Origin of the sequence: Spirillospora sp. NPDC052269 (assembly GCF_040679435.1) — a bacterium.
Taxonomy (GTDB): domain Bacteria; phylum Actinomycetota; class Actinomycetes; order Streptosporangiales; family Streptosporangiaceae; genus Spirillospora.
Genome location: NZ_JBFAUU010000025.1, coordinates 14,796 through 29,207 on the forward strand (window position 1 = coordinate 14,796; position 14,412 = coordinate 29,207).

Consider the following 14,412-nt stretch of genomic DNA (forward strand, 5'->3'; position numbering starts at 1 on the left):
ACAAGCCAGGGCACGCATGGGCGTTGGACGCCCGGGACGCACTTTCCGTTCCGGTTGGTTCGGTGATTTCCTCCTTACTCGGAGGCTTGGCGTTTCTCGTGTTTGGCGATGAGGGTGTCGACCTGCACGGACAGCTTGGAGCCGAGCGGCCAGCCGACGTAGTGGGTCAGGAAGATGGCGGTCTCGCGGAGTTCGTCCTGGGTCAGGTCGCCGCTCTCCAGGGCTGCCGGGATCTGGATGTCCAGGACGTCGTTGAGGCCCTGACCTGCGAGCATGCCGATGAGGAGCAGACGCCGGTCGCGCAGGGACAGGCCCGGGCGCGTCCAGATGTCGCCGAAGAGGTGGTCGACGGTGATGCCGAAGAAGTCGCCCGGCGCGTCGCCGACCTCCCAGCCGTAGACCTCGCGCATCTTGGCGAGGCCGCGGGCGCGGCGTTCATCCATGGTGGTCCTCCGGGGAGAGGCCGAGGCCGGTGGCGAAGCGGGCCAGGGCGAGGTGGGCGAGCGGGGTGTCGACGTCCAGTTCGGCGGCCAGCTCGAGGGCGAACGCCAGGTCCTTCTCGCCGAGCGCGCGGACGTGTTCGAGGATCGGGCGGAGCGGATCGTCGTCCGCGAGGGGCGCGGTCGTGGGGCGCAGCATGATGGAGCCGGCGCCGCCGGTGATCGCGTCCGTGTGCCGGACGATCCGGGCGAGCTTCCGCAGGGACACGCCGGACGCCTCGGCGAGCCGCTGGGCCTCGGCCGCCGCCGTGAACGCGGTGAAATGCAGCAGGTTGCGGGCCAGTTTGGTGCGGGTGCCCGCGCCGACCGGGCCCATGTGCAGGACGAGGTCCGCCCATGTGGCGAACGGTTCGCGGCAGGCTTCGAAGGCTTCGTCCGTGCCGCCGACCATGACGGCCAGGGTGCCGTCCGCCGCGCCCATGAAACCGCCGCTGACCGGCGCGTCCACGACGTGGATGGTGCCTGCATTCGCGGCTGCGCGGGCGGCCAGGTTCTCGGCCGTGCGGGCGCGGATGGTTGAGTGGATCGCGAGGACGCTGCCCGGAAGCATCGCGGGGAGCGCCTTCGCGGCGACCTCGTTGACCTGCGCGTCGTCCCGGACCATGACCGAGACGAGGTCGGATTCGGCGGCCAGTTCGGCGATGCCGGACGCGGCCCGCGCGCCTTCGGAGAGGAGCGGGGCGACCGCCTCGGGACGGGTGTCGTAGACGATGAGATCCCGCTTGACCAGGTGTTTCGCCATGGGCGCGCCCATCTGGCCGAGCCCGACGAAGCCGATCGTCATGCCCGGAACACCTCGCCGCCGTCGACGTTGATGATCTGCCCGGTGATCCAGCGCGCCTCGTCGGAGAGGAGGAACAGGCACATCCCGGTCAGGTCCTCGGGGGTGCCCATGCGCTTCAGCGCGAGGCGGTCGCGGACGATCTTCTGGACCATGTTCCCCGGGACGACGGTCCGGTTCGCCTCGGTGTCGGTCGGGCCGGGCGCGATCGCGTTCACCCGGATGTTCATCGAGCCGAGCTCGTGCGCGAGCTGCTGCGTCATGCCGTTCACGCCGACCTTCGCCAGGCCGTAGAAGCCGGAGTACTGCCAGGCCGCCGTGGACGACTGGTTCACGATCGCGCCGCCGCCGCGCGCCTGCATGTGCGGGATGACGGCGCGGGTGCAGAGCAGCGCGCCGTCCATGTTCACCGCCATGAACCGCTTGTAGTAGTCCCAGTCGACGGTGAACAGGAAGTCGAGCCTCATCGTCCCGAAGATCGCCGCATTGTTGACCAGCAGGTCGACACCGCCGAAGTGCTCGGCGGCCGTGTCGGCCATGGCCTGGACGGACGCCGGGTCCGACACGTCCGCGTGGACGAACAGGCCCTTGATCTCGTTCGCGACGTCCTGGCCCGCGTCGTTCACGTCGGCGACGACGACCGACGCGCCCTCGGCGGCGAGCGCCCGCGCGTACGCCGCGCCGATCCCGCCCGCCGCGCCGGTGACGATCGCGACCTTTCCCTCGAACCGTCCCATCGTCATGCCCCTTCGGCGATCGCCTTGGTCTCCAGGTACTCCTCGAACCCGGCCACGCCCATCTCGCGGCCGATTCCGGACTGCTTGTAGCCGCCGAACGGGACGTCCGCGCCGTACCAGACGCCGCCGTTCACGCTGACCGTCCCGGTGCGGAGGCGCGCGGCGACCGCATTCGCGCGCTCCGGGCTTCCGTGTACGGCGCCGGAGAGCCCGAACGGCGAGTCGTTCGCGATCCGGACGGCGTCGTCGTCGCCGTCGTGCGGAAGCAGCACCAGCACCGGCCCGAAGATCTCCTCGCGCGCGGTGCGGGAGTCGTTCGTCAGGCCCGTGACCAGCGTCGGCTCGATCCAGAAGCCGTCCTCGCGATCGGGACGCCCGCCGCCGCAGGCGAACGCGCCGCCCTCCTCGAGCGCGAGCCGCAGGTACGCCTCGACCCGGTCGCGCTGCCACGCCGAGATCAGCGGCCCGCAGATCGTCCCGTCGTCGGCCGGATCGCCCGGCCCGAGCCGCGTCAGCGTCTTCGCCATGATCGCGGCAGCCTCGTCGTACCTGTCGCGCGGGACGAGGACGCGCGTGGTGAGCGCGCAGCCCTGACCGGCGTGCGTGACGCCCGCGAACGCCGCGTACGAACAGGCGGCCTTGAGGTCCGCGTCGTCCAGCACGATGAACGCGGACTTGCCGCCGAGCTCCAGGAACACCCGTTTCAACGTCTTCGCGGCGGACGCCATGACGGCCCGCCCGGTGTCGGTCGAACCGGTGAACGAGACCAGGTCGACGCGTTCGTCCTCGGTGAGGCGGGCGCCGATCCCGTGGTCGGACGACGTGACCACGTTCAGCACGCCGGGTGGAATGTCGGTCTCATTGGCCGCGAGGACGCCAAGTGCCGCCGCGCACCAGGGCGTGTCCGGCGCGGGCTTGAGCACGACCGTGTTGCCCGCCGCGAGCGCCGGGCCGAGCTTCGCGAGGTTGATCTGATGCGGGAAGTTCCACGGGGTGATCGCCGCGACGACCCCGGCCGGCTCCCGGACGATCCGCCGGTGTGACGCCATGCCCATCGGCTCGGCGTGTCCGAGGTCGGTCTCCCAGACGTAGGACTCGGCGAGGTCGGCGAACCAGCCGAGGTCCGCGACCGGGGCGTCGAGCTGCGCGCCGAACGTCAGGAAGCGCGGCGCGCCCGCTTCCTGGATGGTCAGTTCGCGTAGTTCGTCCGAGTGGCGCTGGAGGGCGTCCCGGAGTTGCCGCAGGCAGTGGACCCGGAACTTCACATCGGACGACCAGCCGGACTCGTCGAACGCGCGCCGCGCCGCCGTCAGCGCCTGGTCGAGATCTTCGTCGGTCGCGTCGGCGGCCTGGCCGATGACCTGGCCCGTCGCGGGGTTCAGGGTGTCGAACGCGCCGCCGGAACCGGGGACGAGACGGCCGTCCAGGAGGAGGGGAGAGGGAGTGTTGCCGAACAAGCGATCGGTTGTTCTGGACACCTGTCCAGACTACATTTCAGGACATGACCGAACGCAAGTACCGCGCGGACTATTCGGGCGACTTCGACCCCGGTTTCCGCTTCGAGGACCTGTCGCGCGAGGCACTCGTCCGGCTCGTCCGCGAGTACGCGCTGATCGTCCACCTGCTCGACCGCTCCTGCCTGACCGCGGTCGGCCTCCGCTACGGGCAGGAGGCCGTCGAGGAGATCGCCATCGAGGAGTGGAGGGGCGCCAGCCCGGTCTACACCCGGCGCATCCGCGAGATCATGAAGATCGAGGGCGACGGCGTCTCGGCCATATTCAAAGTTCTTCAGCTGGACCCCGGATTCGCACAGCACTACATGGACGTCGAGTACGAGCTGGTCGACGAGCGGCACGGGTTCTTCCAGCTCCGCTCGTGCGGCGCGCTGCTCGACGTCGAGCCGTTCGGCGAACGGTCGATCACGGGCATGTGCCACACGATCGAGGACGGCACGTTCGACATCACCGCGCAGGCCGTGAACCCGAAGGCGCGCATCCGGCCCGTCCACAGGCCGCCCCGGAACCCGGCCGGACGCGTGCCGCACTGCCGCTGGGAGGTCGTCATCGACGACGACACCGAGACGCTGCCCGAGGCCGACGTCACCCGCATGACCCGCGGCACCACCGCGGCCCGCCACCGTTTCCCCGCGATGCGGGACGGCACACCTCACATACCGGAGTGAACACCTCGCGTTCCCGGGTGATGTGCCTCACCTGATGGATACGTTGTCACCGGTCGAGCGCCCGATGTACGTTGCTGGACAGTTCGTCAATAAGACCGCCTGTCTCGCCGGAGCCGCCCATGACCGCCCAGCTCGGGGAGCCGGACCACCTCGTCCTGCAGGCCCGCGACGTGCGCTTCGACTGGTCCACGGTGCCGCTGCACTGGATCCCGCGCGACCCCGTCGCGACCCACCTCATCAACGTCCTGCACATGCTGCTGCCGGCCGGTGAAGAGTGGTTCGTGCGGGTGTTCAAGGAGGCCGTCCCGTACGTCCGGGACGACCGGCTCCGCGAGGACGTCCTCGGCTTCATCGGCCAGGAGGCCATGCACGCCGCGTCCCACGACGCCGTCCTCGACCACTTCGTCGAGCAGGGCCTGGACGTGCGGCCGTTCGTCCGGCAGGCCGACTTCTTCTTCGAGAGCATGCTCGGCGACCGCGGCCTCACCGGCGACCGGCGCCGCGTCTGGCTCAACGAGCGGATCTCCCTCATCGCCGCGATCGAACACTTCACCGGCGTCCTCGGCGACTGGATCCTGAACGCCGAGGAACTCGACCGCGCCGGCGCCGACCCGATGATGCTCGACCTGCTGCGCTGGCACGGCGCCGAGGAGGTCGAACACCGGCACGTCGCGCACGAGCTGTTCATGCACCTGGACGGCCGCTACTCCGGCCGGGTGCGCGCGATGGCCGAGACGATCACCATGCTGACGTCGTTCTGGCAGCGCGGACACCGCTACCTCATGGCCGTCGACCCCATCGTCCAGGGCAGGATCACGGGCGGAATCCGGCACATCCGTCGCACCGGGAACCAGGGCCTCACGCCCAGCCGCCGCATGGTCGGCGCGTCCGTCCGCCGCTACCTGCGCCGCGACTACAGCCCCCTCAACGAGGGCTCCACCGAGCAGGCCCTCGCCTACCTCGCCTCGTCCCCCGCAGCGCAGGCCGCCCTCCGATGACCCGCATGCAATACCCCGCCGACCTGTACGGACGCCGCGCCCGCGACCCGTTCTGGATCGCTCTCAACGCCCTGTTCACCGGCATCCAGCGGGTGCGTTCGCTGCGTCCGCCCGTCCTGCCGCCGATCCGCGAGGTCGACCGCTCGACGGCCGTGGTCGTCCAGTCCGTCCGGAAGGTCGCCGACGACGTCGTCGCCCTCACCCTCGCCGCCCCCGACGGCGCCGTCCTGCCCGGCTGGCGCCCCGGCTGCCACCTCGACCTGCACCTTCCGTCCGGACGCCGCCGCCAGTACTCCCTGTGCGGCGACCCGTCCGACCGCCGCACCTACCGCATCGCCGTCCGCCGCCTCCCCGACGGCGGAGGCGGCTCGGTCGAGATCCACGACGAGATCGCCGAGGGCGACGTCCTCAAGGTCCAGGGGCCGCGCAACGCGTTCCCCCTCGTTCCGCGCGACCGCTACCTGTTCCTCGCGGGCGGCATCGGCATCACCCCGATCCTCCCCATGGTCAAGGCCGCCCACCGAGCCGGAGCCGACTGGCGCCTCATCTACACCGGCCGCACCCGCGAAACCCTCCCCTTCCTGGACGAACTGGCAGACCTGCCGTCCGACCGCATCACCATCCGCACGGACGACAGCGACGGCATCCCGTCGAGCGCCGACCTCCTGGCGGACGCGACCCCAGGCACCGCCGTCCACGTCTGCGGCCCAGCCCCCATGATCGACGCCATCCGCATGGCCTTCCCTGCCGACGCGACCCTCCACTACGAACGCTTCGCCCCGGCCCCCATCACCAACGGCCACCCCTTCGAAGTCGAACTGAAGCGCTCAGGCCGCGTCCTGCAAATCCCGGCCACCCGCTCGGCCCTGGACGTCATCAAGGAAGAACAACCCGACGTCGCCTACTCCTGCCGCCAGGGCTTCTGCGGAACCTGCAAGGTGCACGTCCTTTCCGGCGACGTCGACCAACGAGCCCCGTCCGACCCGTCCGGCGACGACACCATGCTCATCTGCGTCTCCCGAGCCACCAAAGGCCGCCTCACCCTCGACCTCTGATTAATTCCGTTGCGCCAGCCGCGCGCGTTGGTGGAGAACGGTGCGGGTTCGAATCCCATCGAGGGCACGCCAGGGGTGGCACCGAAGCAGGAGAGTCGGACCTGCCTGTAAAGCAGGTGCTCAGCGCTGAGTGGGTTCGAATCCCACCCACCCCACAAATGAATTACTGAACCATGTCCGTGTCACCACGCCGTGATGCTCACCGAGCCGATGTGTACCAGGGCCGGTGGCGTGGTGGCGTCGGCGACGGCCTGTACCGAGGGCGTGCCCTCCTCGTGGTATCCGCCTACGACCAGGGTCACCCGGAATGAGGTGTCCGACCAGGCCCCATGAGCCCGCTGCTCCTGCACCAGGTTGGTGATCATGTAGGAGAAGTTCGCGCCCGCATGATGCTCAGTGGTGTCGCCCTCGCCGTGGTGGTGACCGTGGCGGAAGAAGCCCATGGGGCCGACATAGTAGATCGATTCGTCCTGGGGCGGCTGGTCGTCCGGCAGGTTGAGGTAGACGTCAAAGACCACGGGGGCGTTCTGCTCCCGCTCCACGTTCTCCACATTCAGGCTCAGGTGCCGTGGTTCGCCGGGGCCGGCCGCCAGCAGGGCCTGTGCCCCCGGCGGCGGTGTGGTCACCGTGCCTGTGATGCTGGTCGCCGTCGACGACAGATGCATGGGCCCGCCCGAGGCGAGCGTGATGCGGGTCATGGTCGGCGGCGCTGGGACTGCGACCGCTGCGGGCCGCAGGGGGAGGGCGACGGGTCTGGGGTCATCGTCGTATGCATAGTCCAATTGGGCGACGGTGTCCAGGACGTCGTTGGGGGTCATGGTAACGAACCCCTTGCAGTCGGGGTCGTAGAACCGGAAGGACTGGCTGAGCCAAGGCTGCTTGGCCGGGTTCAGGTGGCCAGGGATGTCCAGCCAGCGCTTCCACAACCGATCGATGTTGCTGTGGTGGGCCCAGAACACTGGATCTGCCGCAGCGCAGTTCGTGTCCCTCATCCAGCCCTTGGCGCAGTCGGCCAGGTTGTTGGTGCCCCCGGTGTAGAGGTGGACCAGGTCATGGGGGAGGTGTTCGAGCTGGCCGGGGTTGTTCTCGATATGCGAGAAGCCTGTCTCCGGTCCTCCAAAGCTTGGGTGGGGCGGGAGCGGGGGTGGGGAGCTGAAGTTGCTGAGCGCGAACGCCTGGGCGTACGAGACGTACCTCGGTGGGATCTGGCCGCCGTCGTTGATGCCCGGCCCGATCAGTCCGATGCCCCCCGGCTTGTCCTCGTTGCGGTTCTCGTTGCGGTTCGGATAGGGCAGGTACAAGGCGTTGGCCGACCCATCGGGCAGGGTGGGGGTCCGGAAGGCCAGGGGCAGGGTGGAGACCACGTTCAGGGGACCGTCGCTGTAGTTCCAGTAGGGCACCGCCCACCCGGTGGGGTCGGCCCCCGCCTCCAGGATGGCCTCCCGCACGATCTTCTCGAAGAACCAGATGTACATGCGGTGCCAGGGGAGAAAGAACCAGGTGCCGTGCTGGCACTGGTTCCAGTCGGCCCCCGGAGGTGCCGGCGCCCTCGTCCCGTGGATCGCCGCCTGGTAGCTCCAGCTCGTCGGGTCGTCCGGCTCCCGGCCCTGCATGATCGCCACCGCTTTGGCGTAGTTGAGCATCACGCTGCTGGAGAACGCCGTGGTCGGCTCCAGGCACCAGATACTCCGCCGGACCGCAACCGTGTCGTAGCCCATCCACTGTCCCTTCGCTCGTCCACCGGCCCGTGGAGCCGGTCGATATCGCACTCAGGGAGATCCTGGGCCCGATAGGAGAAAACAGGTCATTCAAGAAGTCGCTATGCCCGGCTTTCCATAGAGGGCGTACGCGTCGTGCATCGCGAACAACCTTTCCTGATCGGATCGACCTCCGGTATGCCCACAAGCGGTACAGCCTCGCGACGGTGCGGCAACCAGACGGTCCCCGCCGATCGCGCCGTCATCGTTCCCGCCTGCGAACCCGGTTTCATTTAAAGGTCGCGCAGGAGCCTTTCGGTGAACTTGAGTTTCGCGGGTGTGTAGGACGCGGAGCGCCGATTGATGGCGAAGTCTGCCGCGCGGTAGACCAGACCAAGCCGATCGGCCAGGGCCTGATGCGGGCCGACGGTCAGCTGTCAGGCATGACGGTTCGGTGCTGCTCGGCGCGGTGGGTGAGCGTGTCGACGATGCGGCGCCATGCCGGTGATTCCCTGAGGATCAGGGAGAAGATCGGTGTCGGGTTCTCTGGCCTGCTGCTGTTTCCTCCGTGTGCGACCTCCCATGCTTCCAGGTCGTTGATGAGTCGATCCACGCGTGGATCGTGCGGATCCCAGTTGACCGATTGATCACATGCGAGGTACAGGCGCATCTTCCCGGGGTCGGCGAAACCGGCATTCTTATCGCGTATCCACTGCGGCATCGCCTGCGGGTCCGATGCCTGCATCAGGATCGACCAATCGCGCTCGAGCCGGACGGTCCGTTCGCTGACCCCGAGACCGCGCAGCCGGTTCAGTATGGCGACCATCTCGGGTGGAAGGACGAGCTCTTTCGCCGCTTGCCAGTTCGGCGATGCGGCGGCGATGCTCGGTGAGCTGGTCGATCTTGGCCTGCAACGCGTTGTCGATGTCGGTGATGGCATCCGCGAACTCGGTTGGTCCCGCGCACAGCAGCGCGTTGATGCGAGCCAGCGGCACTCCAGCTTCCGCAAGAGTCCTGATCCGGACGAGATCCACCGCCGCCTGCGCGCTGTAACGGCGGTAGCCGGAGGCGTCACGTTCAGGCTCGGGCAACAGACCGATCTGGTGGTAGTGGCGGACGGTACGCACGGTCACGCGGGCGGTCGCCGCGAGCTGGCCGATCGTTGAGCACCGCCTGCCTCCGGATCTACACAGGCCGCACCCGCGAAACCCTCCCCTTCCTGGACGAACTGGCCGAACTCCCCGCCGACCGCATCACCATCCGCACGGACGACGCCAACGGCATCCCGTCCAGCAGTGACCTCCTGGCGGACGCGACCCCAGGCACTGCCGTCCACGTCTGCGGCCCAGCCCCCATGATCGACGCCATCCGCATGGCCTTCCCTGCCGACGCGACCCTCCACTACGAACGCTTCGCCCCGGCCCCCATCACCAACGGCCACCCCTTCGAAGTCGAACTGAAGCGCTCAGGCCGCGTCCTGCAAATCCCGGCCACCCGCTCGGCCCTGGACGTCATCAAGGAAGAACAGCCCGACGTCGCCTACTCCTGCCGCCAGGGCTTCTGCGGAACCTGCAAGGTGCACGTCCTTTCCGGCGACGTCGACCAACGAGCCCCGTCCGACCCGTCCGGCGACGACACCATGCTCATCTGCGTCTCCCGAGCCACCAAAGGCCGCCTCACCCTCGACCTCTGAACGGTCGCCGGAATTGGCCCTTGATTTGGTTCAGTGTTCGACTTAGCGTGTGTGGCAATCGCCCGCACCTGGCAAGGGAGTCCCTCATGCGTCGTCGTTTCGCCGCTGCCCTCGTGGCTGCCCTGATGAGTGTTGGATTCACGGCCGCAGTCTCGGCGGCGGCCGCGCCACCCGCCGCCGCCGACATGATTCACTGCTGCTGACCGGCGATAAGCGCCCAAACGCCCCGCCTCGGCGGGGCGTTTGTCATGGAAGCCGCAATGGATCCCGCGCCTGTTCGATCCGGCCTTCCGTAAAGCTGAGAAGAGCCCCACAATAAAGTGGCGCGGGCGGACGTAGGTCGACCCTTGGCCTCGGATGTGTCCCACGGCTTTCTTTTGCCAGGCGGAAGCTGCGCATAAGTTGTTCAAAGAAAGTCGGGAGTTCCCGTTGAAATTGGCTATTGATTGGACTGTGGGTGTGGCTTAGCGTGTGGGGTACTCGCCCGCACCTGGCAAGGGAGTCCCTCATGCGTCGTCGTTTCGCCGCTGCCCTCGTGGCTGCCCTGATGAGCGTTGGATTCACGGCTGCGGTCTCCGCGGCGGCCGCGCCACCCGCCGCCGCCGACATGGTTCACTGCTGCTGACCGGCGATAAGTGCCGCAACGCCCCGCCTCGGCGGGGCGTTTGTCATGGAAGCCGCGGCGTGAGCCCACCGTTGCTCGATTCGGCCTTCCGTAGGACTGGAAAGTTCGCGCATAAATCCGTTGCGGTCCAGGGCGTGCGATGGCACGGTAGGTCCTGTCCGCAACGGACCACGAAACCTCTGAGGGGAGGACCGGCAGATGCTTGAGCTTTATCGACTGCCCAGGGCGTCACTCGCTCGCACCGGCCGGTATCTCGCTTACTGACCTCCGGACCGCGCGTGGGTGACGCCGAGATTCCAGCGACACGCGCGGCTCTAGTCCAATGGCAGAGACGTCGGCCCCAGGTGCCGAAGGTTCGGGGTTCGAGTCCCCGGAGCCGCACGATGCCCTCGTAGTCCAATTGGTAGAGGCGTCCGGTCGAGAGCCGGGATGGTATGGGTTCGAATCCCATCGAGGGCACGCAAGGGGTGGCGCCGAAGCAGGAGAGTCGGGCCTGCCTGTAAAGCAGGTGCTCAGCGCTGAGTGGGTTCGAATCCCACCCACCCCACACATGGACTCCAGAACGGAAAAGCGCCCACCCTCACGGTCGTCAGAACACGTGGGGTTGGCCGTTGGACGCGTGGAGTCCCCCGTCCACCGGAATGTGGGCCCCGTTGACGAATCGCGCGTCGGAACTGGCCAGGAAGGCGATCACGTCGGCCACGTCGGACGGCTCGGCGTAGCGTTTCATCGGAATCCGCTGGAGCCACGCGGCCACCAGGTGCTCGTGCTCGAAGATGATCTCGGACAGCGGAGTGCGGGTGAGGCTCGGGTGCACGGCGTTGACGCGCACGCCCTCGTGTCCGTGGTCGAGCGCCATGGCGTTGGTCAGGTTGACCAGGCCGCCCTTGGCGGCGTTGTAGGCGGCCATCCCCCAGTCGGCGGCGAGCCCGGACACCGAGCCGACGTTCACGATGCAGCCGCCGGCGGCGCGCAGGTGGCCGATCGCGGCCCTCGACATGAAGAACACGCCGTCGAGGTTGACCTCCATGGCGTGCCGCCAGGCGGCGGTGTCGATGTTCTCGACGGTTCCGAGCCCGCCGCCGCCCGCGTTGTTGACCAGCACGTCGAGATGGCCGTACTCCTTGACCACCCCGCTGACCAGGTCGGCGACGGCCGCCTCGTCGGAGACGTCCGCGACCCGTGGGACGAGCGTCGAACCGTCGGGCGCTGCCGCCACGGCCTGCCGCAGCCTGTCCTCGGTGCGTCCGACGACGATGACCGTGGCTCCCTCGCGTCCGAAGCGGTGCGCGGTGGCCTCGCCGATGCCGGACCCTCCGCCGGTGACGATCACGACCTTGCCGGTGAAACGATTCGGCTGCACAGCGCCTCCTGGCTCGTCATCAGCGGAACGCGTTCGGTGTCGGGCTCGCGTCGGCCAGAGAAGAACATCCGGCCCCTGAGCTCCATTATGTGCACCCAGCCGGGGAATCACCCCGACCAGGGTCGTCCGTCCCGTCCGCTGGGGGGCGCTTGACCAGCACGGATGTTGATCTTCTGTCAGGTGAGGACGTATGCGCAGTGAGATTCCGGTCGTGCTCGTGCACGGTTCATGGCATGGCGCTTGGTGCTGGACCCCGGTTATTGAGGAGCTGGCCGGACGGGGCGTCCGGCCGGTGGCAGTCGATCTGGACGGCCACGGGCTGAGGTCCCGCTCCCCGCGGGCGCGCTGGGCACGGCCGCGAGACGCCGCGGCGTTCGCCGTCGAGCCGTCGCCCGTCGCGGACGTGACCGCGTCGTCCGCCGCCGCGACGCTGGTCGGACGGATCCGGCGGATCGGCGGCGGCCGTCCGTGCCTGCTCGTCGCGCACAGCATGGGCGGGGTGGTCGCCACCGCCGCCGCGGAACTCGCGCCGGAGCTGGTGGCCGGTCTGCTCTACGTCGCCGCGCTCGCTCCGGTGGCGGGGCTGCCCGCGGGCGTGTACAACACGGCTCCGGAGAACGCCGGGGAGCTGTTGAACCGCCTGCTCATGGCCGACCACATGGCGATCGGCGCGGTGCGCATCGACCCCGGTGACCCCGAACAGCACGAGATGTTCCGCGAAACGTTCTACGCCGACGTGGACGCCGACACGGCCGCCGCCGCGATCGCGATGCTCAACTCCGACGCTCCGTTGGGCATCCCCGTCGAGACCCTGACGGTGACCGCGTCGCGGTACGGGTCCCTGCCGCACTCCTATGTGGCGTGCCTTCGCGACAACGCCGTCCCGATCGCGCTGCAACGGCGCTTCGTGAAGGAGATCGACGCCGTGTCCGACCGGCCGACGACGGTGACGGAGCTCGACGCGTCCCATTCGCCGTTCCTGTCCCAGCCGGCCCGGCTGGCCGAGATCATCGCCACGACCCGCGTCGCCGGAGAGTGAGGGCTGGTGCAACCAGGTGCATCCGGGGGCAGTGACGAGACAGGACCTCCGGTCCGTCCAATGTCCGCCAGCACATCACACCAGGTCAACGCCCTGACCACCGACATAACGAGATTCGGTCACCATCACCGGACCGCCAACCGGCACCGCAATCCTCCCTCTGCACTGACCTCGGATGAAGGCCGCCTTCATCGAACGAAAGCCGGGCCCTCCTGCCAGCCAACCGGCCCCAGGCCAGGACCGATTCGGCCAGACGGTGACGCAGTCCGCCCGACACGCCGTGAGCAGGATCAATACCGTGACCGAGCCCAACGCGACCCACCTTGCTCGACCTGTCGGCGGGATAGTGGGGTTCGGCAGTGGGCTTCAATGATCGCGCAGGCACGAATTCCGCCCACCTCGGCAGGTAGCGGCCGGACGCCGTGCCGTCCTGGTCGACCTTGGCAAGGACCATCGCCCCGTCTCGGCGCGTTGGCGCGTCGGCGTGTTGTTCGGATTGATGGGCCGCCGGGTGTTGAGAGGCGTTGGCGGGAGTGGTGGAGTCGGGATCGAGAGCTGGCCGCTGACTGCGGGAGGGCAGCGTGTTCGATCCGGGTCTTCGAGACGAGTTGCTGCGCCGGGCGGAGAGGGATCAGGCGGTGCGGACGGCTGTCGCACCCTGTGAGTCGTTGTCCGCGGAGGCGATCGCAGAGTGGCGGGCCGTCGACGCTGACAACACGGCGTTCTTGAAGGGCGTCATCGCTGAGCGGGGCTGGCCCGGCGCGGATGAGGTGGGTGAGCGGGCCGCTCATGCAGCATGGCTGCTCGCGCAGCATGCCGATCACGACGTGGAGTTCCAGCGCGGCTGTCTGCCGCTGTTGCAGACGGCTGTCGAGGCGGGCCAGGCGAAGCCGTCTGATCTGGCGTATCTCGTTGATCGGGTGCGCGTGGCCGATGACCGGCCACAGGTTTACGGCACCCAGTACTGGACTCAGGACGGGGTGCTGGCTCCCCGGCCGATAGAGGATCCCGAGCGTCTCGATGAGCGTCGGGCCGCGGTCGGTCTTGGCCCACACTCCGACTATGACCGCACGATGCGCGATCGGAATCGCTGACTGGTAGAGGGCAACTACAGACCCCAAGGATTGCGCGGATCGTTGAGGTCGCCCGGCACCTGACCAAGGCGTTCGCTGCCGAGCGTTGACCGATCGGTTCCTGGTATGTGTCGTACCATCCAGCAGTGGGCGTTCGGAACTACCTGATCGAAGGTGTTTCAGGCACAGGCAAGACCTCGGTCTGCGGAGAATTGCAGCGGCGCGGCTATCACGCCGTTCACGGTGACCGCGAGCTGAGCTATCAAGGCGATCCGGGGACCGGTGAGCCGACGGACGGATTCAGTCACGAGCATCACATCTGGCGCATCGACAAGGTGAAAGCCCTGGTCGTCGACCGGGGCGACGCTGTGACGTTCTTCTGCGGCGGCTCCAGGAACTTCCCCAAGTTCATCCACCTGTTCGACGGCGTCTTCGTCCTCGAGGTCGATCTTGAGACGCTGCATCGCCGACTCGACGAGCGGCCGGACGGTGAGTGGGGCGGAAGGCAAGCGGAACGAGACCTCATCGTCCGCCTGCATCAGACGAAGGAAGACGTTCCGAAGGACGGTGTCGTCATCGACGCCACCAAACCGCTCGCGCGTGTGGTCGACGAGATCATCCGTCAAGTCGAGGGGTAGCTACGTCCAGTAGTCCGTGACTGGTCCCAAT

Annotated in this window: 15 protein-coding genes and 4 tRNA genes; 11 read left to right on the forward strand and 8 right to left on the reverse strand. The window is 68.2% G+C overall.

The features are described from left to right. Nucleotides 1-74: 74 nt before the first annotated feature. From AB0L06_RS38470 to AB0L06_RS38485, 4 genes are read right to left on the reverse strand one after another with little or no spacing between them, the layout of a single operon-like run. Nucleotides 75-443: a carboxymuconolactone decarboxylase family protein gene (locus AB0L06_RS38470; protein WP_500236152.1), complete on the reverse strand. Its 369-nt coding sequence runs from the start codon at nt 441-443 to the stop codon at nt 75-77. Next, the gene (locus AB0L06_RS38475) at nt 436-1,284 is read right to left on the reverse strand and encodes an NAD(P)-dependent oxidoreductase (protein WP_500236153.1); all 849 of its coding nucleotides are present in this window, start codon (nt 1,282-1,284) and stop codon (nt 436-438) included. The genes AB0L06_RS38470 and AB0L06_RS38475 overlap by 8 nt, the downstream gene beginning before the upstream one ends. Further along, nucleotides 1,281-2,018 (reverse strand): SDR family oxidoreductase, encoded by a 738-nt coding sequence (locus tag AB0L06_RS38480; RefSeq protein ID WP_500236154.1) that lies wholly within the window; start codon nt 2,016-2,018, stop codon nt 1,281-1,283. The genes AB0L06_RS38475 and AB0L06_RS38480 overlap by 4 nt, the downstream gene beginning before the upstream one ends. 2 nt (nt 2,019-2,020) lie before the next feature. After that, complete coding sequence (locus AB0L06_RS38485; protein ID WP_500236155.1) at nt 2,021-3,496, reverse strand: aldehyde dehydrogenase; 1,476 nt, start codon at nt 3,494-3,496, stop codon at nt 2,021-2,023. A 23-nt stretch (nt 3,497-3,519) separates the two neighbouring features. Here AB0L06_RS38485 and AB0L06_RS38490 point away from each other — a divergent pair, with 23 nt between their 5' ends. The 4 genes from AB0L06_RS38490 (at nt 3,520) to AB0L06_RS38505 (ending at nt 6,408) form a co-directional block, all read left to right on the forward strand. Then, the gene (locus AB0L06_RS38490) at nt 3,520-4,200 is read left to right on the forward strand and encodes a hypothetical protein (protein WP_500236156.1); all 681 of its coding nucleotides are present in this window, start codon (nt 3,520-3,522) and stop codon (nt 4,198-4,200) included. Between the two features lie 119 nt (nt 4,201-4,319). Then, complete coding sequence (locus AB0L06_RS38495) at nt 4,320-5,198, forward strand: metal-dependent hydrolase (RefSeq protein ID WP_500236157.1); 879 nt, start codon at nt 4,320-4,322, stop codon at nt 5,196-5,198. 5 nt (nt 5,199-5,203) lie between these two features. After that, nucleotides 5,204-6,253 (forward strand): PDR/VanB family oxidoreductase, encoded by a 1,050-nt coding sequence (locus tag AB0L06_RS38500; protein WP_500236158.1) that lies wholly within the window; start codon nt 5,204-5,206, stop codon nt 6,251-6,253. Nucleotides 6,254-6,325: 72 nt separating this feature from the next. Beyond that, nucleotides 6,326-6,408 (forward strand) — tRNA-Tyr (locus AB0L06_RS38505). A 27-nt stretch (nt 6,409-6,435) separates the two neighbouring features. Here AB0L06_RS38505 and AB0L06_RS38510 read toward each other — a convergent pair. From AB0L06_RS38510 to AB0L06_RS38520, 3 genes are all read right to left on the reverse strand, one after another. Then, the gene (locus AB0L06_RS38510; protein WP_500236159.1) at nt 6,436-7,971 is read right to left on the reverse strand and encodes a tyrosinase family protein; all 1,536 of its coding nucleotides are present in this window, start codon (nt 7,969-7,971) and stop codon (nt 6,436-6,438) included. A gap of 409 nt (nt 7,972-8,380) precedes the next feature. Further along, nucleotides 8,381-8,563, reverse strand: coding sequence for a hypothetical protein (locus AB0L06_RS38515; protein WP_500236160.1), 183 nt, complete (start codon nt 8,561-8,563; stop codon nt 8,381-8,383). An 85-nt stretch (nt 8,564-8,648) separates the two neighbouring features. After that, a complete protein-coding gene (locus tag AB0L06_RS38520) occupies nt 8,649-9,083 on the reverse strand; it encodes a MerR family transcriptional regulator (protein ID WP_500236161.1) in 435 nt (144 codons plus the stop codon). A gap of 29 nt (nt 9,084-9,112) precedes the next feature. Between AB0L06_RS38520 and AB0L06_RS38525 the strand changes: the two genes are divergently transcribed. The 4 genes from AB0L06_RS38525 to AB0L06_RS38540 all read left to right on the forward strand — a co-directional run bounded on the left by AB0L06_RS38525 (nt 9,113) and on the right by AB0L06_RS38540 (nt 10,815). After that, on the forward strand, nt 9,113-9,643 hold the full coding sequence (locus tag AB0L06_RS38525) for a flavin reductase family protein (RefSeq protein WP_500236162.1): 531 nt from the start codon (nt 9,113-9,115) through the stop codon (nt 9,641-9,643). 933 nt (nt 9,644-10,576) lie between these two features. Further along, a tRNA-Leu gene (locus tag AB0L06_RS38530) sits at nt 10,577-10,649 on the forward strand. A 4-nt stretch (nt 10,650-10,653) separates the two neighbouring features. Next, nucleotides 10,654-10,727: transfer RNA gene (locus AB0L06_RS38535), tRNA-Leu, on the forward strand. A gap of 5 nt (nt 10,728-10,732) precedes the next feature. Next, nucleotides 10,733-10,815, forward strand: a tRNA-Tyr gene (locus AB0L06_RS38540). Between the two features lie 42 nt (nt 10,816-10,857). On the opposite strand, the gene budC is transcribed toward AB0L06_RS38540, so the two are convergent. Continuing rightward, nucleotides 10,858-11,631, reverse strand: coding sequence for a meso-2,3-butanediol dehydrogenase (gene budC / locus AB0L06_RS38545; protein ID WP_500236163.1), 774 nt, complete (start codon nt 11,629-11,631; stop codon nt 10,858-10,860). 190 nt (nt 11,632-11,821) lie between these two features. Here budC and AB0L06_RS38550 point away from each other — a divergent pair, with 190 nt between their 5' ends. The 3 genes from AB0L06_RS38550 (at nt 11,822) to AB0L06_RS38560 (ending at nt 14,381) form a co-directional block, all read left to right on the forward strand. Then, nucleotides 11,822-12,670 carry an alpha/beta hydrolase gene (locus AB0L06_RS38550; protein WP_500236164.1) on the forward strand — a complete coding sequence of 283 codons (849 nt, stop codon included), beginning with the start codon at nt 11,822-11,824 and terminating at the stop codon, nt 12,668-12,670. 581 nt (nt 12,671-13,251) lie between these two features. Beyond that, entirely contained in the window at nt 13,252-13,764 is a 513-nt protein-coding gene (locus AB0L06_RS38555) for a DUF6624 domain-containing protein (protein ID WP_500236165.1), read from the forward strand. Between the two features lie 125 nt (nt 13,765-13,889). Next, on the forward strand, nt 13,890-14,381 hold the full coding sequence (locus AB0L06_RS38560) for an AAA family ATPase (RefSeq protein ID WP_500236166.1): 492 nt from the start codon (nt 13,890-13,892) through the stop codon (nt 14,379-14,381). The last annotated feature ends 31 nt before the right edge of the window (nt 14,382-14,412 follow it).

Excerpts from the sequence above, each read along its gene's own strand:
- AB0L06_RS38470 (WP_500236152.1), bottom strand. The coding sequence starts at position 443 with ATGGATGAACGCCGCGCCCGCGGCCTCGCCAAGATGCGCGAGGTCTAC.
- AB0L06_RS38475 (WP_500236153.1), bottom strand. The coding sequence starts at position 1,284 with ATGACGATCGGCTTCGTCGGGCTCGGCCAGATGGGCGCGCCCATGGCG.
- AB0L06_RS38480 (WP_500236154.1), bottom strand. The coding sequence starts at position 2,018 with ATGGGACGGTTCGAGGGAAAGGTCGCGATCGTCACCGGCGCGGCGGGC.
- AB0L06_RS38490 (WP_500236156.1), top strand. The coding sequence starts at position 3,520 with ATGACCGAACGCAAGTACCGCGCGGACTATTCGGGCGACTTCGACCCC.
- AB0L06_RS38495 (WP_500236157.1), top strand. The coding sequence starts at position 4,320 with ATGACCGCCCAGCTCGGGGAGCCGGACCACCTCGTCCTGCAGGCCCGC.
- AB0L06_RS38500 (WP_500236158.1), top strand. The coding sequence starts at position 5,204 with ATGCAATACCCCGCCGACCTGTACGGACGCCGCGCCCGCGACCCGTTC.
- AB0L06_RS38510 (WP_500236159.1), bottom strand. The coding sequence starts at position 7,971 with ATGGGCTACGACACGGTTGCGGTCCGGCGGAGTATCTGGTGCCTGGAG.
- AB0L06_RS38550 (WP_500236164.1), top strand. The coding sequence starts at position 11,822 with ATGCGCAGTGAGATTCCGGTCGTGCTCGTGCACGGTTCATGGCATGGC.